Source organism: Corynebacterium sp. ACRPS, from assembly GCF_022346005.1.
Taxonomy (GTDB): Bacteria; Actinomycetota; Actinomycetes; order Mycobacteriales; family Mycobacteriaceae; genus Corynebacterium.
On the sequence record NZ_JAKRMY010000003.1, the window covers coordinates 36,406 to 55,325 of the forward strand.

Annotated in this window: 16 protein-coding genes; 2 read left to right on the plus strand and 14 right to left on the minus strand. The window is 59.9% G+C overall.

Going from position 1 to position 18,920, the window contains the following annotated elements:
* Positions 1 to 101 precede the first annotated feature (101 nt).
* The 6 genes from MHX65_RS02445 to purS all read right to left on the minus strand — a co-directional run bounded on the left by MHX65_RS02445 (position 102) and on the right by purS (position 6,025).
* Positions 102 to 827 carry a type IV toxin-antitoxin system AbiEi family antitoxin domain-containing protein gene (locus MHX65_RS02445; RefSeq protein WP_239268360.1) on the minus strand — a complete coding sequence of 242 codons (726 nt, stop codon included), beginning with the start codon at positions 825 to 827 and terminating at the stop codon, positions 102 to 104.
* A 155-nt stretch (positions 828 to 982) separates the two neighbouring features.
* A complete protein-coding gene (locus MHX65_RS02450) occupies positions 983 to 1,231 on the minus strand; it encodes a hypothetical protein (RefSeq protein ID WP_239268362.1) in 249 nt (82 codons plus the stop codon).
* Between the two features lie 115 nt (positions 1,232 to 1,346).
* Positions 1,347 to 2,630, minus strand: coding sequence for a glycosyltransferase family 87 protein (locus tag MHX65_RS02455; RefSeq protein WP_239268364.1), 1,284 nt, complete (start codon positions 2,628 to 2,630; stop codon positions 1,347 to 1,349).
* A gap of 145 nt (positions 2,631 to 2,775) precedes the next feature.
* Positions 2,776 to 5,085 (minus strand): phosphoribosylformylglycinamidine synthase subunit PurL, encoded by a 2,310-nt coding sequence (purL, locus tag MHX65_RS02460; protein WP_239268366.1) that lies wholly within the window; start codon positions 5,083 to 5,085, stop codon positions 2,776 to 2,778.
* Positions 5,086 to 5,098: 13 nt separating this feature from the next.
* Positions 5,099 to 5,782 (minus strand): phosphoribosylformylglycinamidine synthase subunit PurQ, encoded by a 684-nt coding sequence (gene purQ, locus MHX65_RS02465; RefSeq protein ID WP_239268368.1) that lies wholly within the window; start codon positions 5,780 to 5,782, stop codon positions 5,099 to 5,101.
* Positions 5,783 to 6,025 (minus strand): phosphoribosylformylglycinamidine synthase subunit PurS, encoded by a 243-nt coding sequence (gene purS / locus MHX65_RS02470; RefSeq protein ID WP_005279580.1) that lies wholly within the window; start codon positions 6,023 to 6,025, stop codon positions 5,783 to 5,785.
* Positions 6,026 to 6,304: 279 nt separating this feature from the next.
* On the opposite strand from purS, the gene MHX65_RS02475 reads away from it, so the two are divergent.
* Positions 6,305 to 9,037 carry an ExeM/NucH family extracellular endonuclease gene (locus tag MHX65_RS02475; protein WP_239268544.1) on the plus strand — a complete coding sequence of 911 codons (2,733 nt, stop codon included), beginning with the start codon at positions 6,305 to 6,307 and terminating at the stop codon, positions 9,035 to 9,037.
* Between the two features lie 6 nt (positions 9,038 to 9,043).
* Here MHX65_RS02475 and MHX65_RS02480 read toward each other — a convergent pair whose 3' ends face one another.
* From MHX65_RS02480 to purD, 6 genes are all read right to left on the minus strand, one after another.
* Positions 9,044 to 9,277, minus strand: coding sequence for a helix-turn-helix domain-containing protein (locus MHX65_RS02480; RefSeq protein WP_023023861.1), 234 nt, complete (start codon positions 9,275 to 9,277; stop codon positions 9,044 to 9,046).
* Positions 9,278 to 9,304: 27 nt separating this feature from the next.
* Positions 9,305 to 9,988 (minus strand): DUF2334 domain-containing protein, encoded by a 684-nt coding sequence (locus MHX65_RS02485; protein ID WP_023023862.1) that lies wholly within the window; start codon positions 9,986 to 9,988, stop codon positions 9,305 to 9,307.
* A gap of 89 nt (positions 9,989 to 10,077) precedes the next feature.
* Positions 10,078 to 12,201 carry a S9 family peptidase gene (locus MHX65_RS02490; protein WP_239268371.1) on the minus strand — a complete coding sequence of 708 codons (2,124 nt, stop codon included), beginning with the start codon at positions 12,199 to 12,201 and terminating at the stop codon, positions 10,078 to 10,080.
* 106 nt (positions 12,202 to 12,307) lie between these two features.
* Entirely contained in the window at positions 12,308 to 13,201 is an 894-nt protein-coding gene (locus tag MHX65_RS02495; protein ID WP_198010514.1) for a phosphoribosylaminoimidazolesuccinocarboxamide synthase, read from the minus strand.
* Positions 13,202 to 13,254: 53 nt separating this feature from the next.
* Positions 13,255 to 14,694 carry an adenylosuccinate lyase gene (gene purB, locus MHX65_RS02500; protein ID WP_198010518.1) on the minus strand — a complete coding sequence of 480 codons (1,440 nt, stop codon included), beginning with the start codon at positions 14,692 to 14,694 and terminating at the stop codon, positions 13,255 to 13,257.
* Positions 14,695 to 14,727: 33 nt separating this feature from the next.
* Positions 14,728 to 16,002, minus strand: a complete 1,275-nt coding sequence (purD, locus tag MHX65_RS02505; RefSeq protein WP_239268373.1) for a phosphoribosylamine--glycine ligase — start codon at positions 16,000 to 16,002, stop codon at positions 14,728 to 14,730.
* A 34-nt stretch (positions 16,003 to 16,036) separates the two neighbouring features.
* Between purD and MHX65_RS02510 the strand changes: the two genes are divergently transcribed.
* Complete coding sequence (locus MHX65_RS02510; RefSeq protein ID WP_023023872.1) at positions 16,037 to 16,465, plus strand: HIT family protein; 429 nt, start codon at positions 16,037 to 16,039, stop codon at positions 16,463 to 16,465.
* Here the strand turns inward: MHX65_RS02510 and MHX65_RS02515 are convergent.
* Complete coding sequence (locus MHX65_RS02515) at positions 16,462 to 17,991, minus strand: sensor histidine kinase (RefSeq protein ID WP_023023874.1); 1,530 nt, start codon at positions 17,989 to 17,991, stop codon at positions 16,462 to 16,464. The two genes, MHX65_RS02510 and MHX65_RS02515, sit on opposite strands and share 4 nt — an antisense overlap.
* 14 nt (positions 17,992 to 18,005) lie before the next feature.
* Entirely contained in the window at positions 18,006 to 18,710 is a 705-nt protein-coding gene (locus MHX65_RS02520) for a response regulator transcription factor (protein WP_005279568.1), read from the minus strand.
* Positions 18,711 to 18,920: the final 210 nt, after the last annotated feature.

Consider the following 18,920-nt stretch of genomic DNA (forward strand, 5'->3'; position numbering starts at 1 on the left):
TTCATACCGGCAACGGTAGTCCTAGTTTCTGGGAATGCGTGGTGGAGATTGCAGCTCCAGTGGGCGTATTTTCTTCTATGACGTTTCACTGCACTCTGCGGCTAACGAGAGTCTCTAAAACTCCTTGTCTCCACACCAGTGCCCGCGCTGATAAAGAAGCGATCTCGGAGCTCTTCATTATCTTCGTCAGCCCCCGCTTCTTCCCAACACGCAGCCAAAAGATCTTTACCAGAATTGAATCCATAAGCTGCTGACACTGGGTTCAGCCGCTTTGCCAAGCTCTTTAATCGAACGCCTTCTTTTCGCAAGGAGTCCACGACGAGAGTCGCCAAATAATTGAATTCCATTATTTGGGAGGCCAAGTCCTCCACCGTCTTTTCTACTGAGGTTACGGGCGATCCGTCGATATTTTCTATATCCCCGACTTCTATCTCTCGATCGTCATAAATGTGGATATCATTCTGACTGGTTTGTTTCCGCAAGGAAGCCGAGAAAGTCTGTGTATTCGGAATCAAATCACCAATGCTATGGATAAGTGCTGCGGACGCATGAGACACAACGATCTTATTGTCGGCGTCTATACGTTCTACCGCAAATAGGTTTGGTTCAAGGGATATCCAGGCTTCCCTGACATCCGTTAATGGACCAAGCTGAACTGAGGGAAGAAAGTAGATGCCCCTGCGTGCGCGCGTTAGAATCTCGCTCCCTGCCAAGCGATTTATGTGGAGGCGAGAAATACCTTCGCGTTGAGCCTGAGCCGTAGTGATAATGCCCCACTGATTTGCTGCTAAGGATTCTAGCTGCGCCAGAATTTCTACAGCTTTCATTTCGACACCGAACCCCTCTACCCTTAACCTCCTTCTTTACTTGTATCAACCTGAGGGATACAAGTAAAGACGGATTGAGTACCTACGTTGCACAGCCTTGAAGGCAAAAAGCCCGGCTGAAGCCGGGCTTGAGCTAGGCGATGCCAGAGGCTGGCTTACTCCGCAACAGAATTAGCGCCCACGACGGCGTAGCCGAAGAGCTCAGGCAAGGTGGAGAACCATGCTTCAACCAGCTGGGAGATGGCCACGGATTCACGGCCCAAAGTAAGCGCGCCGGTTTCGGTGGTCTCACCCACGATGGCCGCGATGGCGGCGCCCTCGTGCACGGCGGAGAGATCGAAATCGAGGTCGAGGTCGGCGGCATCGGCAAGCGCGTTCAGCACCATATGACCGGCCGTGGGCATACATCATCACTGAGTGGGTACCAGAATCATTGGGTGGATAGCGGCCGAGCAACGATCTTCAAGTCCTCGGTTCCGGAGAGGCGCGGTGGTGGCTTTAGTGGAGAAAAGCCGCTTACTAACTCGCCTTTTTGAAGGAAAGGCGGCGATCCCGCAGAGGCAAGGCGTCCTTTCGGCTTAGCTCCGCGATGCACAGTGCGATTACAAAGCCCACCAAGACAATCAACGAGGACCATGACAACCACATTTCAGAATCTGCCCTGGCCAGCGGTGGGAACAAGAAGAGACCTAAGACCGGCACAACATAAATGATGCGATTCTGCCCGCGTGCCAGAACGCCTAGCAGTGGCAATACGGCGCACAAGACGTAATGATCCCACAAGATATTGCCGGTAGCCGTGAGAACCGTAAAGATGCCGACGGCAGCAATGCGCCACGGCTCCTGTGAGCGTAAAGCGGTAACAATAACCAGCGCAATTAATGCCAGGGTTACAAAAGGCGGAATAAGGCTGGCAGCCAGTGAAGGATCATGAACGATGGTGACAAGAATGCTGTCATCTTCAACGCGGTTGGTGCTCAGTTGGGAAGCAATCGACCCGTTGACAGGAGCGACCATTATTGCCGCCTTGATGTCCTGCAGGGTATCCCACCAAGAGGTAAACACGTCCCAGCCAGAAACGACGATTGAGTAGAGTACAGCAACGGCTCCTGTCCCAAGTGCTACCAATCCCGCTTTGCGCGCCCGCGGAAAGACCACACAGATGAGCACGAGGATAATGGGGGTTAGCTTTACTGCAGATACAAGTCCTAGTGCAATTCCTGCGCGTACTGGGTGCACGCGAGCAGCAGCAAGGCCGTATGCAACGCCCGCAAAAATCAGTGGGCTCGTCTGGCCAAGAAATAACGATGATTGAAAAGCTATCGATGCCCAGCCCAAGAGGATTCCGAAAAGCAAGGTAATGGTCGCTATCTCTTCCTCAAACCACAAGAACCAGGCGGAGACTATCAACACCACCAGCGCCCAACCGGAAGCAATCGCGAGCAATATCACGGAGACATCAAAACTCATGACCCGCACGACCAAGCTCATCACATCCGCGAGAAATGGGACGTGAACATAAGGGTGCGGGAACTCAGTGACATCAGAGTGGGCGATGGTGTCTAACCACACATCACCACGTGGCAGTGCGAAATCGCGTTCATCGATCCTATATAAATGCTCCCGATTTCCATCGCGGACGAGCAATCCAGCAATCCATAGCGCACCCCAGTCACCGTAATTCAGTTTTCCGGCGGAAATTACGGCAACCACGAGGCCAAATACCAGCCCAATACCATGGTGGTACCACCGCAGCACTGTTGTTGCGGGCGCGGAGGCTTGATGGCGGGAATGCGCGCTCATGGGACTCCTAATATAAAAATTACGATTCGAGACAGAGAGAAAGGGCGATGCTCATTGGGCAGCGACCCCGATCATCGAAGATAGTCTAAACGCTCCTCAAGCCCGGCCAAAGCCGGGCTTGAGCTAAGCGGTGACAGGGGCTGGCTTACTCCACAACGGAGTTAGCGCCCACGGCGTGACCGAAGAGGTCAGGCAAGGTAGCAGACCATGCCTCAACCAACTGAGAGATGGCCACGGATTCGCCACCCAAGGTAAGTGCACCAGTTTCGGTGGTCTCACCCACGATGGCTGCTGGAATGCCAAGCTCAGCGGCACGGGCGAGCACCTTATCGGCGCGGTCAGCGGTGGTGGCCACGAGCGCGCGGGAAGCGGACTCGGAGAAGGCCGCGGTGAAGGCGTCCTCGTGCACGGCGGTGAGATCGAGGTCGAGGCCTAGGCCGGCGGCATCGACAGGCGCACCGGCACGCTTGGCCATCTCAAAGGCGGCAACGGCCAGGCCACCCTCGGAGACATCGTGCGCGGCGGTGAGCAAATCGTTGCCGTCGAAGAAATCCGCGAGGCGCTTCTCATTGGCCATGTCCACCTGCGGCGGCAAGCCGTTGAGGCTGTCCTTATCGGCGCCCTCGGCGCTCACCAGCTGCCAAATGGAACCGCCAAACTCATCCTTGGTCTCACCCAAGGCGATGAGGACTTCCTTCTCATTGACGGTGCCCAAGTTATTGCTAATGGCTTGGTGTACATCGTCGATAACGCCGAGCACGCCCACGACCGGGGTGGGCAGGATGGGCTCGGAACCGGTCTGGTTGTAGAAGGAGACGTTGCCGCCGGAGACGGGGATGGAGAGTTCCACGGCGGCATCGGCAAGCCCATGCACCGATTCGCGGAACTGCCACATCACGTCCGGGTTTTCCGGCGAACCGTAGTTCAGGCAGTTGGTAATCGCAACGGGCTTGGCGCCGGTGACCGCGACGTTGCGGTAGGCCTCCGCCAAGGCCAGGCGCGCGCCCATGTTCGGGTCCAACTTGGTGTAGCGGCCGGAAGCATCGGCGGAAACGGCGACACCGCGGCCGGTCTCCTCATCAATGCGCAGCACACCCGCATCCGCGTGGTGGGACTGGACGGTATTGCCGCGCACGTAGCGGTCATACTGATTCATGATGAAATCGCGCGAGCACAACGAAGGCGAGGAAATGAGCTTTTGCAGGGATTCCACCAGGCCGCGCTTGTCCGTGCCCTGGTATTTCTGCAGCTCATCCTGCCACTCGGGGCGGGCGTAGGGTCGCTCGTAAACGGGTGCTTCATCCGCGATGGTGCCAGCCGGCGCATCGACGACGACCTCACCCTGGTGGCGGATGACCAAGTGGTCACCTTCAGTAACCTCACCGATTTCGGCGCAGGTGACCTCCCAGTGCTCGCAGATTTCGCGGAACTTCTCCACGTTTTCCGGTGCCACGACGGCGCACATGCGCTCCTGGGACTCGGAGGCAAGGATTTCCGCTGCGGTCATGTTTTCCGCGCGCAGCGGTACCGCATCGAGGTTGACCTCCATGCCGCCATCGCCGGAAGCTGCCAGCTCAGAGGTGGCACAGGCCAGGCCAGCGCCGCCCAAATCCTGGATGCCCACCACAACGCCGGCGTGGTAGAGGTCCAGGCAGCATTCGATAAGCACCTTTTCCGCGAAGGGGTCGCCCACCTGCACGGCCGGCAGCTTGCGCTCCGCGCCGTCTTCAAAGGTATCGGAGGCCAGCACGGATACACCGCCGATGCCGTCCAGGCCGGTGCGGGAGCCAAAGAGCATGACCTTATTACCCTTGCCGGAGGCGAAGGCGAGTTTCAGGTCATCGACCTTGAGGGTGCCCACACACAGGGCGTTGACCAGCGGGTTACCGGCATAGGTTTCATCAAAGACGGTCTCGCCGCCAATATTGGGCAGGCCCAAGGAGTTGCCGTAGCCGCCCACGCCGGAGACGACGCCGGGTAGCACGCGTTTGGTATCGGGGGCATCGGCAGGCCCAAAGCGTAGCTGATCCATCACGGCGATGGGGCGGGCCCCCATGGCCATGATGTCGCGGACGATGCCGCCCACGCCGGTCGCCGCGCCCTGGTAGGGCTCCACATAGGAAGGGTGGTTGTGCGATTCCACGCGGAAGGTCACCGCGTTGCCATCACCGATGTCCACCACGCCGGCGTTTTCACCAATGCCGGCCAGGATCTTCTCCCCCATCTCCTCCGTCATGGTCTCACCAAAGTAGCGCAGGTGCGTCTTGGAGGACTTATAGGAGCAGTGCTCGGACCACATCACGGAGTACATGGTCAGCTCCGCGTCGGTGGGGCGCCGGCCCAGAATATCGTGGATGCGCTGGTATTCGTCATCCTTCAGGCCGAGCTCAACGTACGGCTGCTGCTCATCCGGGGTGGACTGCGCCTTGTCTACGGTGTCATTAGAAACGGTCATGTAGGTGGCCTCCTTAAACCGCCGGCGCTTCCGCGACGGCCTTGATGGCGGATACGAATAGTCCCAATCCGTCGGTGGATGGGCCGGTCAGCGGGTCAATGGCGTGCTCGGGGTGCGGCATGAGGCCCACAATCCGGCCGGTCTCATCGCTTACCCCAGCAATGCCATTGATGGAGCCGTTGTAATTATCGGTATAGCGGAAGACCACGCGGCCTTCGCCCTCGATGCGGGCGATATCGTCATCGCCTGCTTGGAAGCGGCCCTCACCGTGCTTGGCGGGCACCAAAATCTTTTGGCCCTTTTCAAACTCGCTGGTCCAGGCCGTGGTGGAGTGCTCCACCTCCAGGTAAGTATCGGTGCAATGAAAATGCAGGCCCTTATTCCGAGTCAATGCGCCCGGTAAGAGGCCTGCTTCAGTCAAGATTTGGAAACCATTGCAAATGCCGAGCACCGGCATTCCCGCCTTGGCGCGGTCGATGACGCTGCGCATGACGGGGGCGAGCGCCGAAATAGCGCCCGAGCGCAGGTAGTCACCATAGGAAAAACCGCCCGGCACGACTACCGCGTCCACGCCGCGCAGATCAGCATCTGCGTGCCAGAGGTTAATGACCTCGGCGCCGGCGGTGCGGGCCGCGCGGGCGGCATCCACATCATCCAGGGTGCCGGGGAAGGTGATTACTCCGATTTTTGCGGTCACTTACTTGACCTCCAGCTGCGTAACCTCGTAGTCCTCGATGACGGTATTAGCCAGCAGCGTTTCTGCCACCTTATCCAGTTCCTCTGCGGTAACGGAATCATCTACCTCGAGTTCGAAGCGCTTTCCTTGGCGCACATCGCTGACACCGGATACTCCGATGCGACCCAATGCGCGGACGACAGCTTGGCCCTGCGGATCCAGAATTTCCGCCTTGGGCATGACATTGACAACTACACGAGCCATGAAATTTTTGCCTTACTGTATGGGGCTTAGGTCTGCCCGATTCAGTGTAGTCATACCCCCGCCCAATCCCTAGATATACCCCCACTGCAGGGTTTTCACCCCGGTAATGCAAACTCCGCGTAAATTACGACCAACAGGAAAACGAATTTTGCGCGGCACCCAGGTTTCACCGCCTGCTCGCACACACCCCACCGATTGCGACCCTGGGTACACCGATTGTTCAGCGAGTAAAAATAAAAGGCGTCCATGACAACTTTCTCTATGATTAAGGTGACTTCTATGGCTCTTCGCCGCCTTGGCAGGGTAGCCCTCGCTGCCAGTTTCTCCACCCTCTCCCTATCCGTCGCGGTGCCTACCGCCTTGGCCGCCCCGGATAATTCCGCCGCGGTCATCTCTGAGGTCTACGGCGGTGGCGGAAATAAGGGTGCGAGCTTTTCCAATGATTTCATCGAGCTTTATAACCCCACCGATGCTGCAATCGATCTCACCGGCTGGTCCGTGGAGTACTTCGCCTCCAACGGCAGTAGCGGCGGCAAGATAACCCTGTCTGGCACCATTGCTCCCCACGGTTACTACCTGGTGCAGGGTGCGGCCGGCAATGGTCAGGCCCAGGCTCTTCCCACCCCGGATGCGCAAGGCAAGGTCAATATGTCCGGCACGAAAGGCTCGGTGCAGCTTGCCGATGCCACCGGCAACACCATTGACCTCGTAGGTTACGGCGCCGCCTCCAAGTCTGAAGGAGCTCCCACGGGCTCGCTGTCTAATGACACCTCTGCTTTCCGCAACGCGGCGGGCGCCGATACCGATGACAACTCCGCAGACTTCACCATCGGTGCACCGTCTCCTACCAACTCTGGCAACGAGTCCCCGGCCCCGCAGCCGGGTGGCTCCGATAATTCCGCAGGTTCTGAGAATCTTCCCGCGCCCGAAGGCATAACCCCGATTGCGGAAATCCAAGGCCCCGGCGATACCTCCCCGCTCGAGGGCCAAAACGTTGCTACCCAGGGCGTTGTCACCGGCGTGTGGAGCGAGGGCGGGCTCAACGGCTTTACCATCCAGACCGGCGGCACCGGCAAAGAAGCCACCGATGCCTCCCAGGCGCTATTTGTCCACATGGGTAAAAAGGGCGCCGATAAATACCCCAGCATCGGTGATTCCGTAGAGGTCACCGGCCAGGTTTCCGAGTATTACGGCGCCACCCAGGTCAGCGCTTCTTCCCTCAAGCAGCTCGATACCGCGCTGGAGGAGGTCACCCCGCTCGCCGTGGATGAGCTGCCCCAGGGCGACAGCGCCCGCGAGTCCTTTGAGCACATGCTCATCCAGCCCGGCACGCACACCGTGACCAATAACTACTCGCTCAACCAATACGGCGAGGTCGGCCTCGCCCCGGGCGATGAGGCCTTCCGCCAGCCTTCCGATGTCCACTCCCCTTCCACCGACCCCAATTCCGATCTGCAAAAACTGGCCAAGGACAACGCGGAAAAGCTCGTTACCTTAGATGATGGCCGCACCCGCGATTATTTAAGGACCGATAAGGACACCCCACTGCCCTATATCGCCCAAGATGGCGGCAAGACCATCAAGTCCCTGCGCACCACCGATACCGTGGAATTCCAGCACCCAGTCATCGTGGGCTACTCCCACGATCAGTGGCGCTTCCAGCCCACCGAGCCGGTCACAGGTGAGTCCGCTAGCGCCGATCTCCCCATCTCCTGGGAAGAATCCCGCGATGCGGAGCTGCACGCCGTTGATGACGTCAAGGGCGAATACACCATCGGCGCCTTCAACGTGCTGAATTACTTCACCTCCCTGGGCGAGGAATTCGGCGGCAGCGCCTATACCGACCGCGAAGGAAATAAGGTCACCGTCAACCGCGGCAAGACCCGCGGCGCCTATACCGAATCCGCCTTAAAGGACCAAGAGCGCAAGATCGTCGCCGCCATCAATGGCCTCGATGCCGATGTCATCGGCCTTTCCGAAATCGAAGATGGCTACGCCGTCACCGGGGACTTTAACCAGCGCGATAAGGCACTGAAACGCCTGACCGAAAAACTCAACGAGGCCGCGGGCTCCGAGAAGTGGGCCTTCGTGCCCTCCCCGTCCAAGGAACAGGTCCCTGAGCACCCCGATGTCATCCGCACTGCGTTCATTTATCACAAGGACGTGGTCAAGCCCGTGGGCGAATCCCGCATCTTCCAGGATCCGCGCTTTTCCGGCACCGCCCGCGAGCCGCTGGCCCAGGAATTCCAGCCGCTCAATAGCGATGACGAGTCCTTCGTCGCCGTGGCCAACCACTTCAAGTCCAAGGGCTCGGTGGCCAAGGGCGATGAGGATTCCGGCGATGGCCAGGGCAATAACCCCAACGTCCGCAATGCCCAAGCCCAGGCCGTGCTCGATGCCCTGCACAAGCAGGACGATTGGAAAGATAAGCCGCTTTTCGCCCTGGGTGATTTCAATACCTACACCCATGAAACCGCGCTCGATGTCTTCCGCAATGATGGCTTTACCGTGCCTGCCGAAAAGTACGGCGCCGATACCTCCTACCAGTTCGGCGGCCTGCTCGGCACCTTGGACCACGTCCTAGCCAATGAGGTTGCTTCGGGCGCGCTTGACGATGCCCAAGTGTGGAACATCAACGCCGACGAGCCCGTCGCCTTTGAGTACTCCCGCCGCAACTACAACGCCGTAGATTTCTACGACGATTCCCCCTTCCGTGCCTCTGACCACGACCCCGTCAAGGTCGGCTTCACGCTCGGCGAGGATGAATCCACCGACGACGGCGATCAGGGCAACGATGCCAACCAGGACGACAACACCGATGGCCCAGGCTTCGGGTTCGGCTCTAGCTCCTGGGGCACCGGCGCCATTATCGGCTTTGCCATCCTGGCCGGCCTGCTCGCTATCCCCGGCTTCATGGCGGCCACCGGCAACCTGCAGAAGATCATCCCCGCTGGTATCTGGGGCATGCTCCCCCAGCAGGCGAAGGACTTCATCAACGGCCTGAGCAAGTAGGAGCGCCTACTCGTATAAGCCCATCTCGTCAGAAAGCACCGCGAGCTCGTCTGCAGCAGCACGCTGCTCAAGGTCTCTCTGGCGTTTATAGCCCTGCACGCTGGAGGCATACAGATGCCGGTGGGCGTATTCTGTATGTCCCTCCAGGGCTCCTTCGTCCATGAGCTCGATGACTCGCGGCCGAGAGACATTCAGAAGGTCTGCCGCCTGTTGCGTTGTTAGTTCATCTGTTCGTTTCATGTGATCTACTATGAGGCCTCCACCGGACTAACGCGGCAGGTAAATGCTGTAATCAGCGGGAGTAGCGCCCGCGTCGAGGGCGCGGCGGGCTGCCTTTACAAAGTCCTTGATGACCTTGCGGTCATCTAGGTTGCGGGCGGAGACGGAAAGACGCACGGTATTGCCACGCTCGGCGGAGCGCTCGGCCGCGCGGATGATGTTTTTACGCCACCACTTGGCGGAACCGAAGCCCTCACCAAAAGAAAGGTTGCGGGCTTGGTGGAATTTGCCGGTGGGCACCTCCAGGATGCCGCGGGTAGAAGCCGCCGCCTCAAAGGGGAATTTGGGCAGGACCTGCAACGTTCCGGGAGACATGCGCCAGCGCGGGGGCGCGAAGATGGTGGGTTCGAAACCAATCTGCGCCATCTGCCGGGTGGCACCGGCTAGGCGCAACTTCGCCTCGTGCGAATTAAGGTTGGCAAACTCCGCGCGGCGGCCTTGGACTGCCTGGTCAAAACCATTGAGGATAAGCGGACGGCCCGCGGCCGCCTGATCCTTCAGCCACTGTTGAGTGTCCTTGTCCTTGGCCAGGTGCCAATTGCCATCAATATGCGGGGCGATGAGCAGGGAGACGGGAATTTCCTCCCGGTCCAGAACCGACAGGAAGCTTGTAGCCTGCTTCCGAGTGTCCTCAAAAATACTGGAGATAGAAACCAGAAGGTGGCTAGTCATAGCTCAAATTATCGCACAGTACCGCCAGATCCGCGCGCTGGCCAGAACGCAGGCCAGGGTGCCGGCCAGCGCGTGACTGTGCTGCGCGGTTACTCCGTAAGTCCGGTGGCCTTATTGATGGTCCAGGCGTATTCGAAGGCGTTTTGGCGCCACTTATCGTAGCGGCCGGATACGCCACCATGCCCGGCGGCCATTTCCGTCTTGAGCAGGAACTCGCCGCCGGTGGCGGTAGCGCGCAGCTGCGCAATCCACTTCGCCGGTTCCACATACAACACGCGGGTATCATTCAGCGAGGTGATAGCCAAGATGTCCGGATAGTCCTTGGCCTCAACATTCTCGTAGGGAGAGTAGGACTTCATGTAGTCGTAGTATTCCGGATCGTGGTACGGATCGCCCCACTCTTCCCACTCGGGAACGGTAAGGGGAAGCTCTGGCATGAGCATCGAGGTCAGCGGGTCCACGAAGGGGACCACGGCTTGGATAGCGGTAAAGCGGTCAGGTGCCATATTCGCCACGGCGCCCATGAGCATGCCCCCGGCGGATCCACCTTCGGCCACCATTTGGTCCGGGGTGGTCACGCGGCGCTCGATGAGGTCATCAGCCACAGCGATGAAATCGGTGAAGGTGTTTTTCTTCTGCAGCATCTTGCCGTCGTCGTACCACTGACGGCCCATCTCGCCGCCGCCGCGCACGTGGGCAACCGCATAAATCATGCCGCGGTCCATGAGCGATAGCCGGGTCGCGGAGAAGTACGGGTCCATGCTGGCCTCGTAGGAGCCGTAGCCATACAGCAGCGTCGGATTGGGTTTGGTGCGGTCCAAGTCAGAACGGTGCACCACGGAGACTGGGATCTTGGTGCCATCGCTGGCGGTCGACCAGATGCGGTAGGCCACGTAATCATCCGGAACATAGCCGCCGGGGACTTCCTGTTCCTTTAGCAGCGTGTACTCGCCGGTATCCACGCGGTAATCAAAAAGCTGCGCGGGCTGGATATAGGACACGTAGTTCACGCGGACTACCGGCGCGTCCCATTCCGGGTTACCGTCCACGGCGACGGTAAAGAGTTCCTCGTTGAAGTTGAGTTCTTCGAATTCCCCGAAGTCATCGCCAACGCGCATGATGGCGGCGCGGCCGATGCCACCGCGGCGGTAGCCCACCACCATGTGGTCGCGGTAGGTGTCCACGCCCTCGATTCGGGTGGTGTCATCGTGTGCCAAAAGCTCCGGCAGTTCGCGCAGGGCGGGAAGATCCTCATCGACCTTGGCATAGCCCACCGCGAAGTTCGGGCCGGTGGCATTGTGGGTGACAATCCAGTAGTCTTCGCCGCCCACCACGGCATGGTCTACGTCGTAGTCAACGCCGGTCTCGCGCGTCCACAGCGGGCGGAATTCGCCTTCTGGGTTGTCCGTATCTAGCACCCAGGCTTCCGAGGTAATCTTCGAACCCACCCCAATGAAGAGGTATTTATCGGAGCGGGCACTGCCGATGCCCACGTTAAAGTGCTCATCCTCCTCATGGAAGACGCGCACATCCGCGGATTGCTCGGTGCCTACCTTATGGCGCCACACCGCATCCGGGCGCCAGGCATCATCCACCGTGGAGTAAAAGATATAGCCGTCGCCTGCCCAGGTAGCGCCGTAGAAAATGCCGGTGAGGTGATCGTCCAGCAGCTCTCCGGTATCGAGGTCCTTAATGGACAGTTCAAAGCGCTCATCGCCAGCGAAGTCCACGGAATAGGCCAAGTAGCGGCCGGAATCTGAGATGGAGGCCGCACCAAGGGCGAAGAAGTCCTTTCCCTCTGCCAGGGCATTGGCGTCCAAGATAATTTCTTCGTCTTCTGGGCTTCCTTCTTCCGGAATCACCGGTGCGGTCCAGGGATCGCTGCCTTCTTCTACCGGGATGCGGCAGGAATAGCCGTAGTTCTTGCCCTCCTCGGAGCGGCCGTAGTACCAGTACTTACCGCGGCGGGCTGGCACGGACATATCGGTTTGTTTAATGCGGGATTTAATCTCTTGGAAGATATTCTCCGTCATCGCATCCAAGTGCCCGGTATGCGCCGCCGTGTAATCGTTTTCGGCATTGAGGTAATCCAGGGTTTCCTGCGATTGCTTATCGCGTAGCCACTCGTAATTATCCACGAATTCGCGGCCGTGAAATTCGCGCTTTACGGGGTGGACTGGGGCTACCGGTGCGGTCGTCTTTTCATCACTCATGCCCTACCACTGTACGCGTCACCGGCGGTTCCCCAGCGGCGTGCAACAGCCGCGGGCAACCAGCTAACACGCGGTTGCCCTATCCGGCCTAGACCGGCCTGGGCGGCTAGGAACGCGGCGCAAGGAAGTCCGCGAAGCGCTCACCCGATAGCTTTTCGTAGGCCTCGATATAGCGCAGGCGGGTGGCGGAAACGACGTCATCGGGAAGCGCGGGCGGGGTGGTCTCAGAGGACTTATCCCAGCCGGAGGCATCAGAAGTCAGCCAATCGCGCACGTACTGCTTATCAAAGGAGGGCTGGACCTCGCCTTCCACGTAGGAATCTGCGGGCCAGTAGCGGGAGGAATCGGGGGTGAGGACTTCATCGGCAAGCACGAGCGTGCCATCCGCATCGAGGCCGAACTCGAATTTGGTATCGGCCAAGATAATTCCCTTCTCCTCCGCCAATTGGGCGGCCTTGGCATAAATACGCAAGGTGGCCGCGCGCAGTTCCTCGGAGCGCTCGCGGCCGAGCTTATCTGCCACGTGTTCGAAAGAGACGTTCTCATCGTGATCGCCCTGCTCAGCCTTGGTGGCCGGAGTGAAAATGGGCTCGGGCAAGCGGGAGGCCTCCACCAAGCCGGCGGGCAGCTCGATGCCGCACACGGTGCCGTCAGCCTGGTATTCCTTCAAGCCGGAACCGGTAAGGAAACCGCGCGCCACGCACTCAAAGGGCAACATGTCTAGCTTCTTGACCACCATGGCGCGACCCAAGCATTCTTCCGGAATGCGCTCATCATCAAGCGGTCCCGCGAGGTGGTTGGGAAAGTCAATGGCATCAAAGAAGAACTTCGAGGTGGCCGTGAGAACCCGGCCCTTGTCCGGGATGGCCGGTTCCAAGGCAAAGTCGTAGGCGGAGATGCGGTCAGAGACCACCATCAGCAGGGTAGTGTCATCCACATCGTAAATATCGCGGACTTTACCGGAGGCTACATGGGTATAAGAAGAAAGCTCAGGACGCATGGTCTTCATCATAACGCGCGGGCGTGCGCGGGAACGTAAGCCCGCGCACAGCGCTAAAGGATTTCGCCCGGAGTATAAGCGGCGGCCTTCGGGTGCTCGCCCACGAGGGCCTTGATGCGGTTCAAGACCTGGGAGACTTGGGATTCGGCGGCGCCGATGAAGGCGTGCTTATCCTCGAGGACCCTTTCGAGCTCAGCCTCGTCCATGGGCAGGCGGTCGTCCGCTGCAAGGCGCTGGACCAAGTCCTGGTTGCCGCCGTTTTCGCGCATGTTCAGGGCCACGGCCACGGCGTTTTCCTTGATAACCTCGTGGGCGGTCTCGCGGCCCACCCCGGCGCGCACCGCCGCCATGAGGATGCGGGTGGTGGCGAGGAAGGGCAGGTAGCGCTCCAGCTCGCGGTCGATCATGGCGGGGAAGGCTCCGAATTCATCGAGCACGGTAAGGAAGGTTTCGAATTGGCCGTCGATGGCAAAGAAGGCATCGGGAAGCGCCACGCGTCGCACCACCGAGCAGGAGACATCGCCCTCGTTCCACTGGCTGCCGGCGAGGTCTGCGGCCATGGTGAGGTAGCCACGCAGGATGACCTGCAGGCCGGTCACGCGCTCGCAGGAGCGGGCGTTCATCTTATGCGGCATGGCGGACGAGCCCACCTGGCCTTCCTTGAAGCCCTCGGTGACGGTCTCGTTGCCAGCCATCAGGCGGATGGTGGTGGCAAGCGATGCCGGGGCGGTGCCCAGGGAGACGAGGCAGGAGATGGCATCGAAATCCAGCGAACGCGGGTACACCTGGCCCACGGAGTTGAAGATGCGGCGGAAGCCTAGGTAATCCGCAATATTGGTCTCTAGGGAGGCGAGCTTATCCTCGGAACCGCCCATGAGATCCAGCATGTCCTGCGAGGTACCCATGGGGCCCTTGATGCCGCGCAGCGGGTAGTGCGACAGCAGGTCTTCCACGCGCTCGATGGCCAGCAGCATTTCATCGCCGGCGGTGGCAAAGCGCTTGCCCAGCGTGGTGGCCTGCGCGGCCACGTTGTGCGAGCGCCCGGCCATGACCAGGGATTGGTACTCGGCGGCGTGGCGGCCGATGCGCGAGACCACGGCGATGGCCTTATCCCGGATGATTTCCAGCGAGGTGTGGATCTGCAGCTGCTCCACGTTCTCGGTGAGATCGCGGCTGGTCATGCCCTTGTGGATGTGCTCGTAGCCGGCCAACGCATTGAATTCTTCGATGCGGGCCTTCACATCGTGGCGGGTGACGCGCTCGCGCTCAGCAATGGATTCGAGGTTTACGTCCTCGATAACGGCTTCATACGCGCTAATGGCCTTGGCGGGGATGTCCACGCCCAGGTTCTTCTGGGCGTGCATCACGGCGATCCATAGCTTGCGCTCGAGGATGATTTTATGCTCCGCGCTCCAAATATTGGCAAGCTCCGCAGAAGCATAACGGGAGGACAGGACGTTGGGGATATTCTTCTTCTCAGCCACGTGGCTTATTATTCCATGCCTGCCCTCCCCCGTGGCTACTTGCTAGATAGAAATTTCACCGGCTGCCGCACGCTTGCCGATGTCCCCACGGACAAACCCTCCCGCAAATTCAATGCCCTGGACGGTGGCGTAGGCATTCTCGCGCGCGGCATCTAGCGTGTCGCCCTTGCCCAGCACGTTGAGCACGCGGCCACCATTGCTTTGGAATACCCCATTGGAGCGTTTCGTGCCGGCGTGCAGCACGCGCTCTGGATCCTCGAGGCCCTCGCCCGTGATGGCATCGCCGTTGCGGGGCGAGGCTGGGTAGCCCTCTGCCGCCATGACCACGGTGATGGCAAAGCCGTCTTCCCACTGCAGCGGCGCAAGTTCTGCCAGGGTGCCGGTGGCGGTGGCGTTGAGCGCTTGCGCCAGCGGGGACTGTAGGAGCGAGAGCACCGCTTGGGTTTCTGGGTCACCAAAGCGACAGTTAAATTCCACCACCGCTGGGCCCTCGTCGCCCCAAGCTAGCCCGGCATAGAGCAGGCCGGAATAGGGGGTGCCGCGGCGCACCATTTCCTTGGCAACCGGGGTACATACCTCGTCGACGATGCGCTGCACGTCGTCCTTGCCCAGCCACGGCAGCGGTGTGTACGCGCCCATGCCGCCGGTATTGGGGCCCTCGTCATTATCGTAGGCGCGCTTGTGGTCCTGAGCGGGCAAGAGCGGCACGACGGTCTCGCCATCGACAAGGCAAAATAGCGATACCTCAGGCCCGTCCAGGAAAGATTCCAAGAGCACCGGATTGCCGGCGCCTAAGACCGCATCTACATGCGCGCGGGCGGCGGCGCGCTCGCCGGTGACTACCACGCCCTTGCCGCCTGCCAGCCCATCATCTTTGACCACGAACTGCGGGCCAAAATTATCCAGCGCGGCCTCAATATCGGTATCGCTAGCGCCTGGGCGCAGCTGCTCCGCGCGGGCCGTCTTGACCCCAGCGGCTTCCATGACTTCCTTGGCAAAGGCCTTGGAGCCTTCAATTTGGGCCGCGTCCTTATTCGGCCCAAAGACGGCGATGCCTGCTGCGCGCAGCGCATCCGCCACGCCTGCGACCAACGGCACCTCAGGGCCGATGACCACGAGCTCAGCATTGATCTCACGAGCCAGTTCCACCATGCGTTCTGGATCATCTACCTGGGAGTATTCCGGGTGCAGGGTAGCCAGCGGTTCCATGGCCGCGCTGCCGGGCGCGACGTGGATCTCCGTAGCCTGTGGATCAGCGTGCAGTCCTTTCACGAGGGCGTGTTCACGGCCGCCCGAACCAATTACGAGAATGCGCATGCCCACCATCATAGCTGGGGGTAGCCTGGCAGCTATGGCTTCTGTATTTAGCAAAATCATCACTGGTGACCTACCCGCCCGCTTTGTCTACCGCGATAAGACCTGCGTGGCATTTCTCTCCATCGAGCCGCTGCGCTACGGCCACACCCTGGTCGTGCCCGTAGAGGAAGTGGATAAGTGGACCGACCTGGATCCGCAGACCTGGGCGCACCTGAACGAGGTGGCCCTGGAAATCGGTGAGGCCATCAAGAACGCGTACGACACCCCGCGCACCGGTTACGTCATCGCCGGCTTCGATGTGCCGCACACCCACATCCACCTCTTCCCCACCGAGAAGATGGAAGAGTACGACTTTTCCAAGGCCTATGCCGCCGAGGACACCGACGATGCCGCCATGGATGAGGCGGCCGCGCGCATCCGCCAGCACCTAGGCACCAACGAGGATGGCTACCGCGAGGACTAATCCTCTGGTTCCTCCAGCGCGGGCAGGCGCACCGTAAAGGTGGTGCCCTGGCCCAGCTTGGAGTCCACGCTGATGCTGCCGCCGTGCTGTTCCACCAAGGAATGCACGATGGCAAGGCCCAAACCGGATCCGCCGGTATCGCGCGTGCGCGAGGAATCCGCGCGGTAGAAGCGCTCGAAGATGTGGGCGGCGTCCTCGGACGACATTCCCTTGCCGTCATCGATGACATCCACGAGGATGTCCTTGTTGTCGCGGCGCAACTGCAGGGTGACCGTGGCATCCTCGCCGCCGTGGCGCAGCCCATTGGTAATCAAGTTGAGCAGAACTTGGTGGAGGCGGTCTGCATCGCCATTGACCACGGGGATGGACTGCGCATTATTGACCACCTTGACCTCGCGCTCGGGGAAGGCAGCGCGCGCGGACGATCCCACCGAAAGGGAAAGCTCCAGAAGGTCCACCGGCCGCAGGTCTAGACGCGTTCCTTCCGCGCGGGTAAGCGCAAGCAGATCCTCTACCAGCAACGACATGCGCTTGGATTCCTTATCGATCTTGGAAAAGACCAGATCGACATCGTTTGTCGCCCCAGAGCGGTAGAGCTCCGTGTAACCGCGCAGGCTGGTCAGCGGGGTGCGCAGTTCGTGGGAGGCATCGCCGACAAAGCGGCGCATCTGTTCCTCTTTTTCCTGCGCCGTAACGACCGAGCGCTGCAGGTGGCCCAGCATGATATTGAGCGCGGCGGCCAATTGGCCAACCTCCGTATGCAGCGGCCATTCAGGCACGCGCTTGTCCAAATCACCGGCCGCGATTTCCGATGCCGTCGATTCCACCACCCGCAGCGGCCGCAACGCCCTGCGGATGAACCAGAAGCCCACGCCGGCCATGGCTGCCAAGGCAATCGCTGCAATGGATACCTGCACCATGGCAAGGCCATGCAGGATCTCCTTTTCATGGGTCATGTCCTTGGCAATGACGGTGATAACGCCATTGGAATCCGCAAAGGCCAGCGCGCGCCACTTGGTGTTATTTTCAATCGAGCCCACCGTCGTGGGGTACCCGCCCAAGGGAACGCCCTCCACGTCCGGGGTGGTGGACGTGGGACCGGAATAGCGAATCGTGCCATCCGGAAGGTAATTGAGCACCACGTATTCCGTGGGCGGGCGCTTGGTGTGATCACCTAAAAAGAAGTCATTGCCCACATCGCGTGCCCAGGAAGACGACGCTGAGCGCAGTTCGCTATCGACGTTGTTATACAGCACGTTGCGCATGATCGAGTTCACGGCAAAGGACGAACCCGTCAACCCGAGGCCGGAGATGACCACGAGGAGAACCACAAGCCAGGTGCGCAGGGGCATCGCCTGCGGAATCTGCTTGATGTAGTCGCGCTTGGAGCGCTTCTTTTTCTTTCCCTGCCCCTGCTGTGGCAGCTGATCCAGCTGCTCATGCCACTTCTTTGGCGGCTGCTGCGGCTGCTGGGGCTGGGACTGCGCGGTCCTGCCCGCAGCGGGGTTCTCCTGTGAATCTGCCATTATAAAACGTCAGTTTAGGACCGCGGGGTGCGCAGCACATAGCCAACGCCGCGCACGGTGTGGATAAGCTGCGTATCGCCGGTATCGATCTTGCGGCGCAGGTAAGAAATATAGGATTCCACGACGTTGCCATCGCCGCCGAAGTCATAGTGCCAGACGTTGTCCAGGATCTTGGACTTGGAGAGCACCACTTCCTTGTTTTGCATGAGGTAGCGCAGGAGGTTGAATTCCGTGGGAGAAAGCTCGATGAGCTCGCCGCCCTTGGTGACCTCGTGGGTATCGTCATTCAAGGTCAGATCGGCATAGCTCATGGTGGCGTCATTAGAAGACTCCTCGGCGGCACCGCCGCGGCGCATGATCACGCGCAGGCGGGTGATGACCTCTTCGAGGCTAAAGGGTTTGGTGACGTAATCATCTGCGCCGATGGTCAGGCCGTGAATGCGCTGATCCACGCCGTCCTTGGCGGTCAGGTACAGCACTGGGCCATCCAGGCCTTCCTGGCGCAGCTTGCCCAAGAGCTCAAAGCCGTCCATACCTGGCATCATGACGTCCAAAATGTAGGCATCCGGGTTAACCTCGCGGGCCACGCGCAGGGCCTCATTGCCCGAGTTGGCGCTGTAGACCTCAAAATTTTGGAACTTCAACGATACCGTCAAAAGCTCCACGATATTCGGCTCGTCATCAACGACGAGGACTTTGGCAAGTTTATTGTCTTCCATGCGTCCTGTAGCTCCTATTACTTCCTGTCATCTGCACACCTGCGTGCGTGCAAGCTTCACTAAACCATCATGGCAAACCCAGTTTCTAGCCTACTGATAAGTTTCTGACTGAAACCTGTGAAAGCAAAAAGTCACGCTTCCCCTTCCCAACCGTGGAACGGAATCCGCGGTAAGAAAAAGGAAGCGTGGCTAGCGCGCTATTTGGCAGTT

What these genes read in the sequence shown, in the direction of transcription:
- MHX65_RS02450 (WP_239268362.1), bottom strand. Translation starts at nt 1,231, where the DNA reads ATGCCCACGGCCGGTCATATGGTGCTGAACGCGCTTGCCGATGCCGCC.
- MHX65_RS02485 (WP_023023862.1), bottom strand. Translation starts at nt 9,988, where the DNA reads ATGACTAGCCACCTTCTGGTTTCTATCTCCAGTATTTTTGAGGACACT.
- MHX65_RS02495 (WP_198010514.1), bottom strand. Translation starts at nt 13,201, where the DNA reads ATGCGTCCTGAGCTTTCTTCTTATACCCATGTAGCCTCCGGTAAAGTC.
- MHX65_RS02455 (WP_239268364.1), bottom strand. Translation starts at nt 2,630, where the DNA reads ATGAGCGCGCATTCCCGCCATCAAGCCTCCGCGCCCGCAACAACAGTG.
- MHX65_RS02520 (WP_005279568.1), bottom strand. Translation starts at nt 18,710, where the DNA reads ATGGAAGACAATAAACTTGCCAAAGTCCTCGTCGTTGATGACGAGCCG.
- MHX65_RS02515 (WP_023023874.1), bottom strand. Translation starts at nt 17,991, where the DNA reads ATGGCAGATTCACAGGAGAACCCCGCTGCGGGCAGGACCGCGCAGTCC.
- MHX65_RS02445 (WP_239268360.1), bottom strand. Translation starts at nt 827, where the DNA reads ATGAAAGCTGTAGAAATTCTGGCGCAGCTAGAATCCTTAGCAGCAAAT.
- MHX65_RS02475 (WP_239268544.1), top strand. Translation starts at nt 6,305, where the DNA reads ATGGCTCTTCGCCGCCTTGGCAGGGTAGCCCTCGCTGCCAGTTTCTCC.
- MHX65_RS02510 (WP_023023872.1), top strand. Translation starts at nt 16,037, where the DNA reads ATGGCTTCTGTATTTAGCAAAATCATCACTGGTGACCTACCCGCCCGC.
- MHX65_RS02490 (WP_239268371.1), bottom strand. Translation starts at nt 12,201, where the DNA reads ATGAGTGATGAAAAGACGACCGCACCGGTAGCCCCAGTCCACCCCGTA.
- purD (WP_239268373.1), bottom strand. Translation starts at nt 16,002, where the DNA reads ATGCGCATTCTCGTAATTGGTTCGGGCGGCCGTGAACACGCCCTCGTG.
- purL (WP_239268366.1), bottom strand. Translation starts at nt 5,085, where the DNA reads ATGACCGTTTCTAATGACACCGTAGACAAGGCGCAGTCCACCCCGGAT.
- MHX65_RS02480 (WP_023023861.1), bottom strand. Translation starts at nt 9,277, where the DNA reads ATGAAACGAACAGATGAACTAACAACGCAACAGGCGGCAGACCTTCTG.
- purS (WP_005279580.1), bottom strand. Translation starts at nt 6,025, where the DNA reads ATGGCTCGTGTAGTTGTCAATGTCATGCCCAAGGCGGAAATTCTGGAT.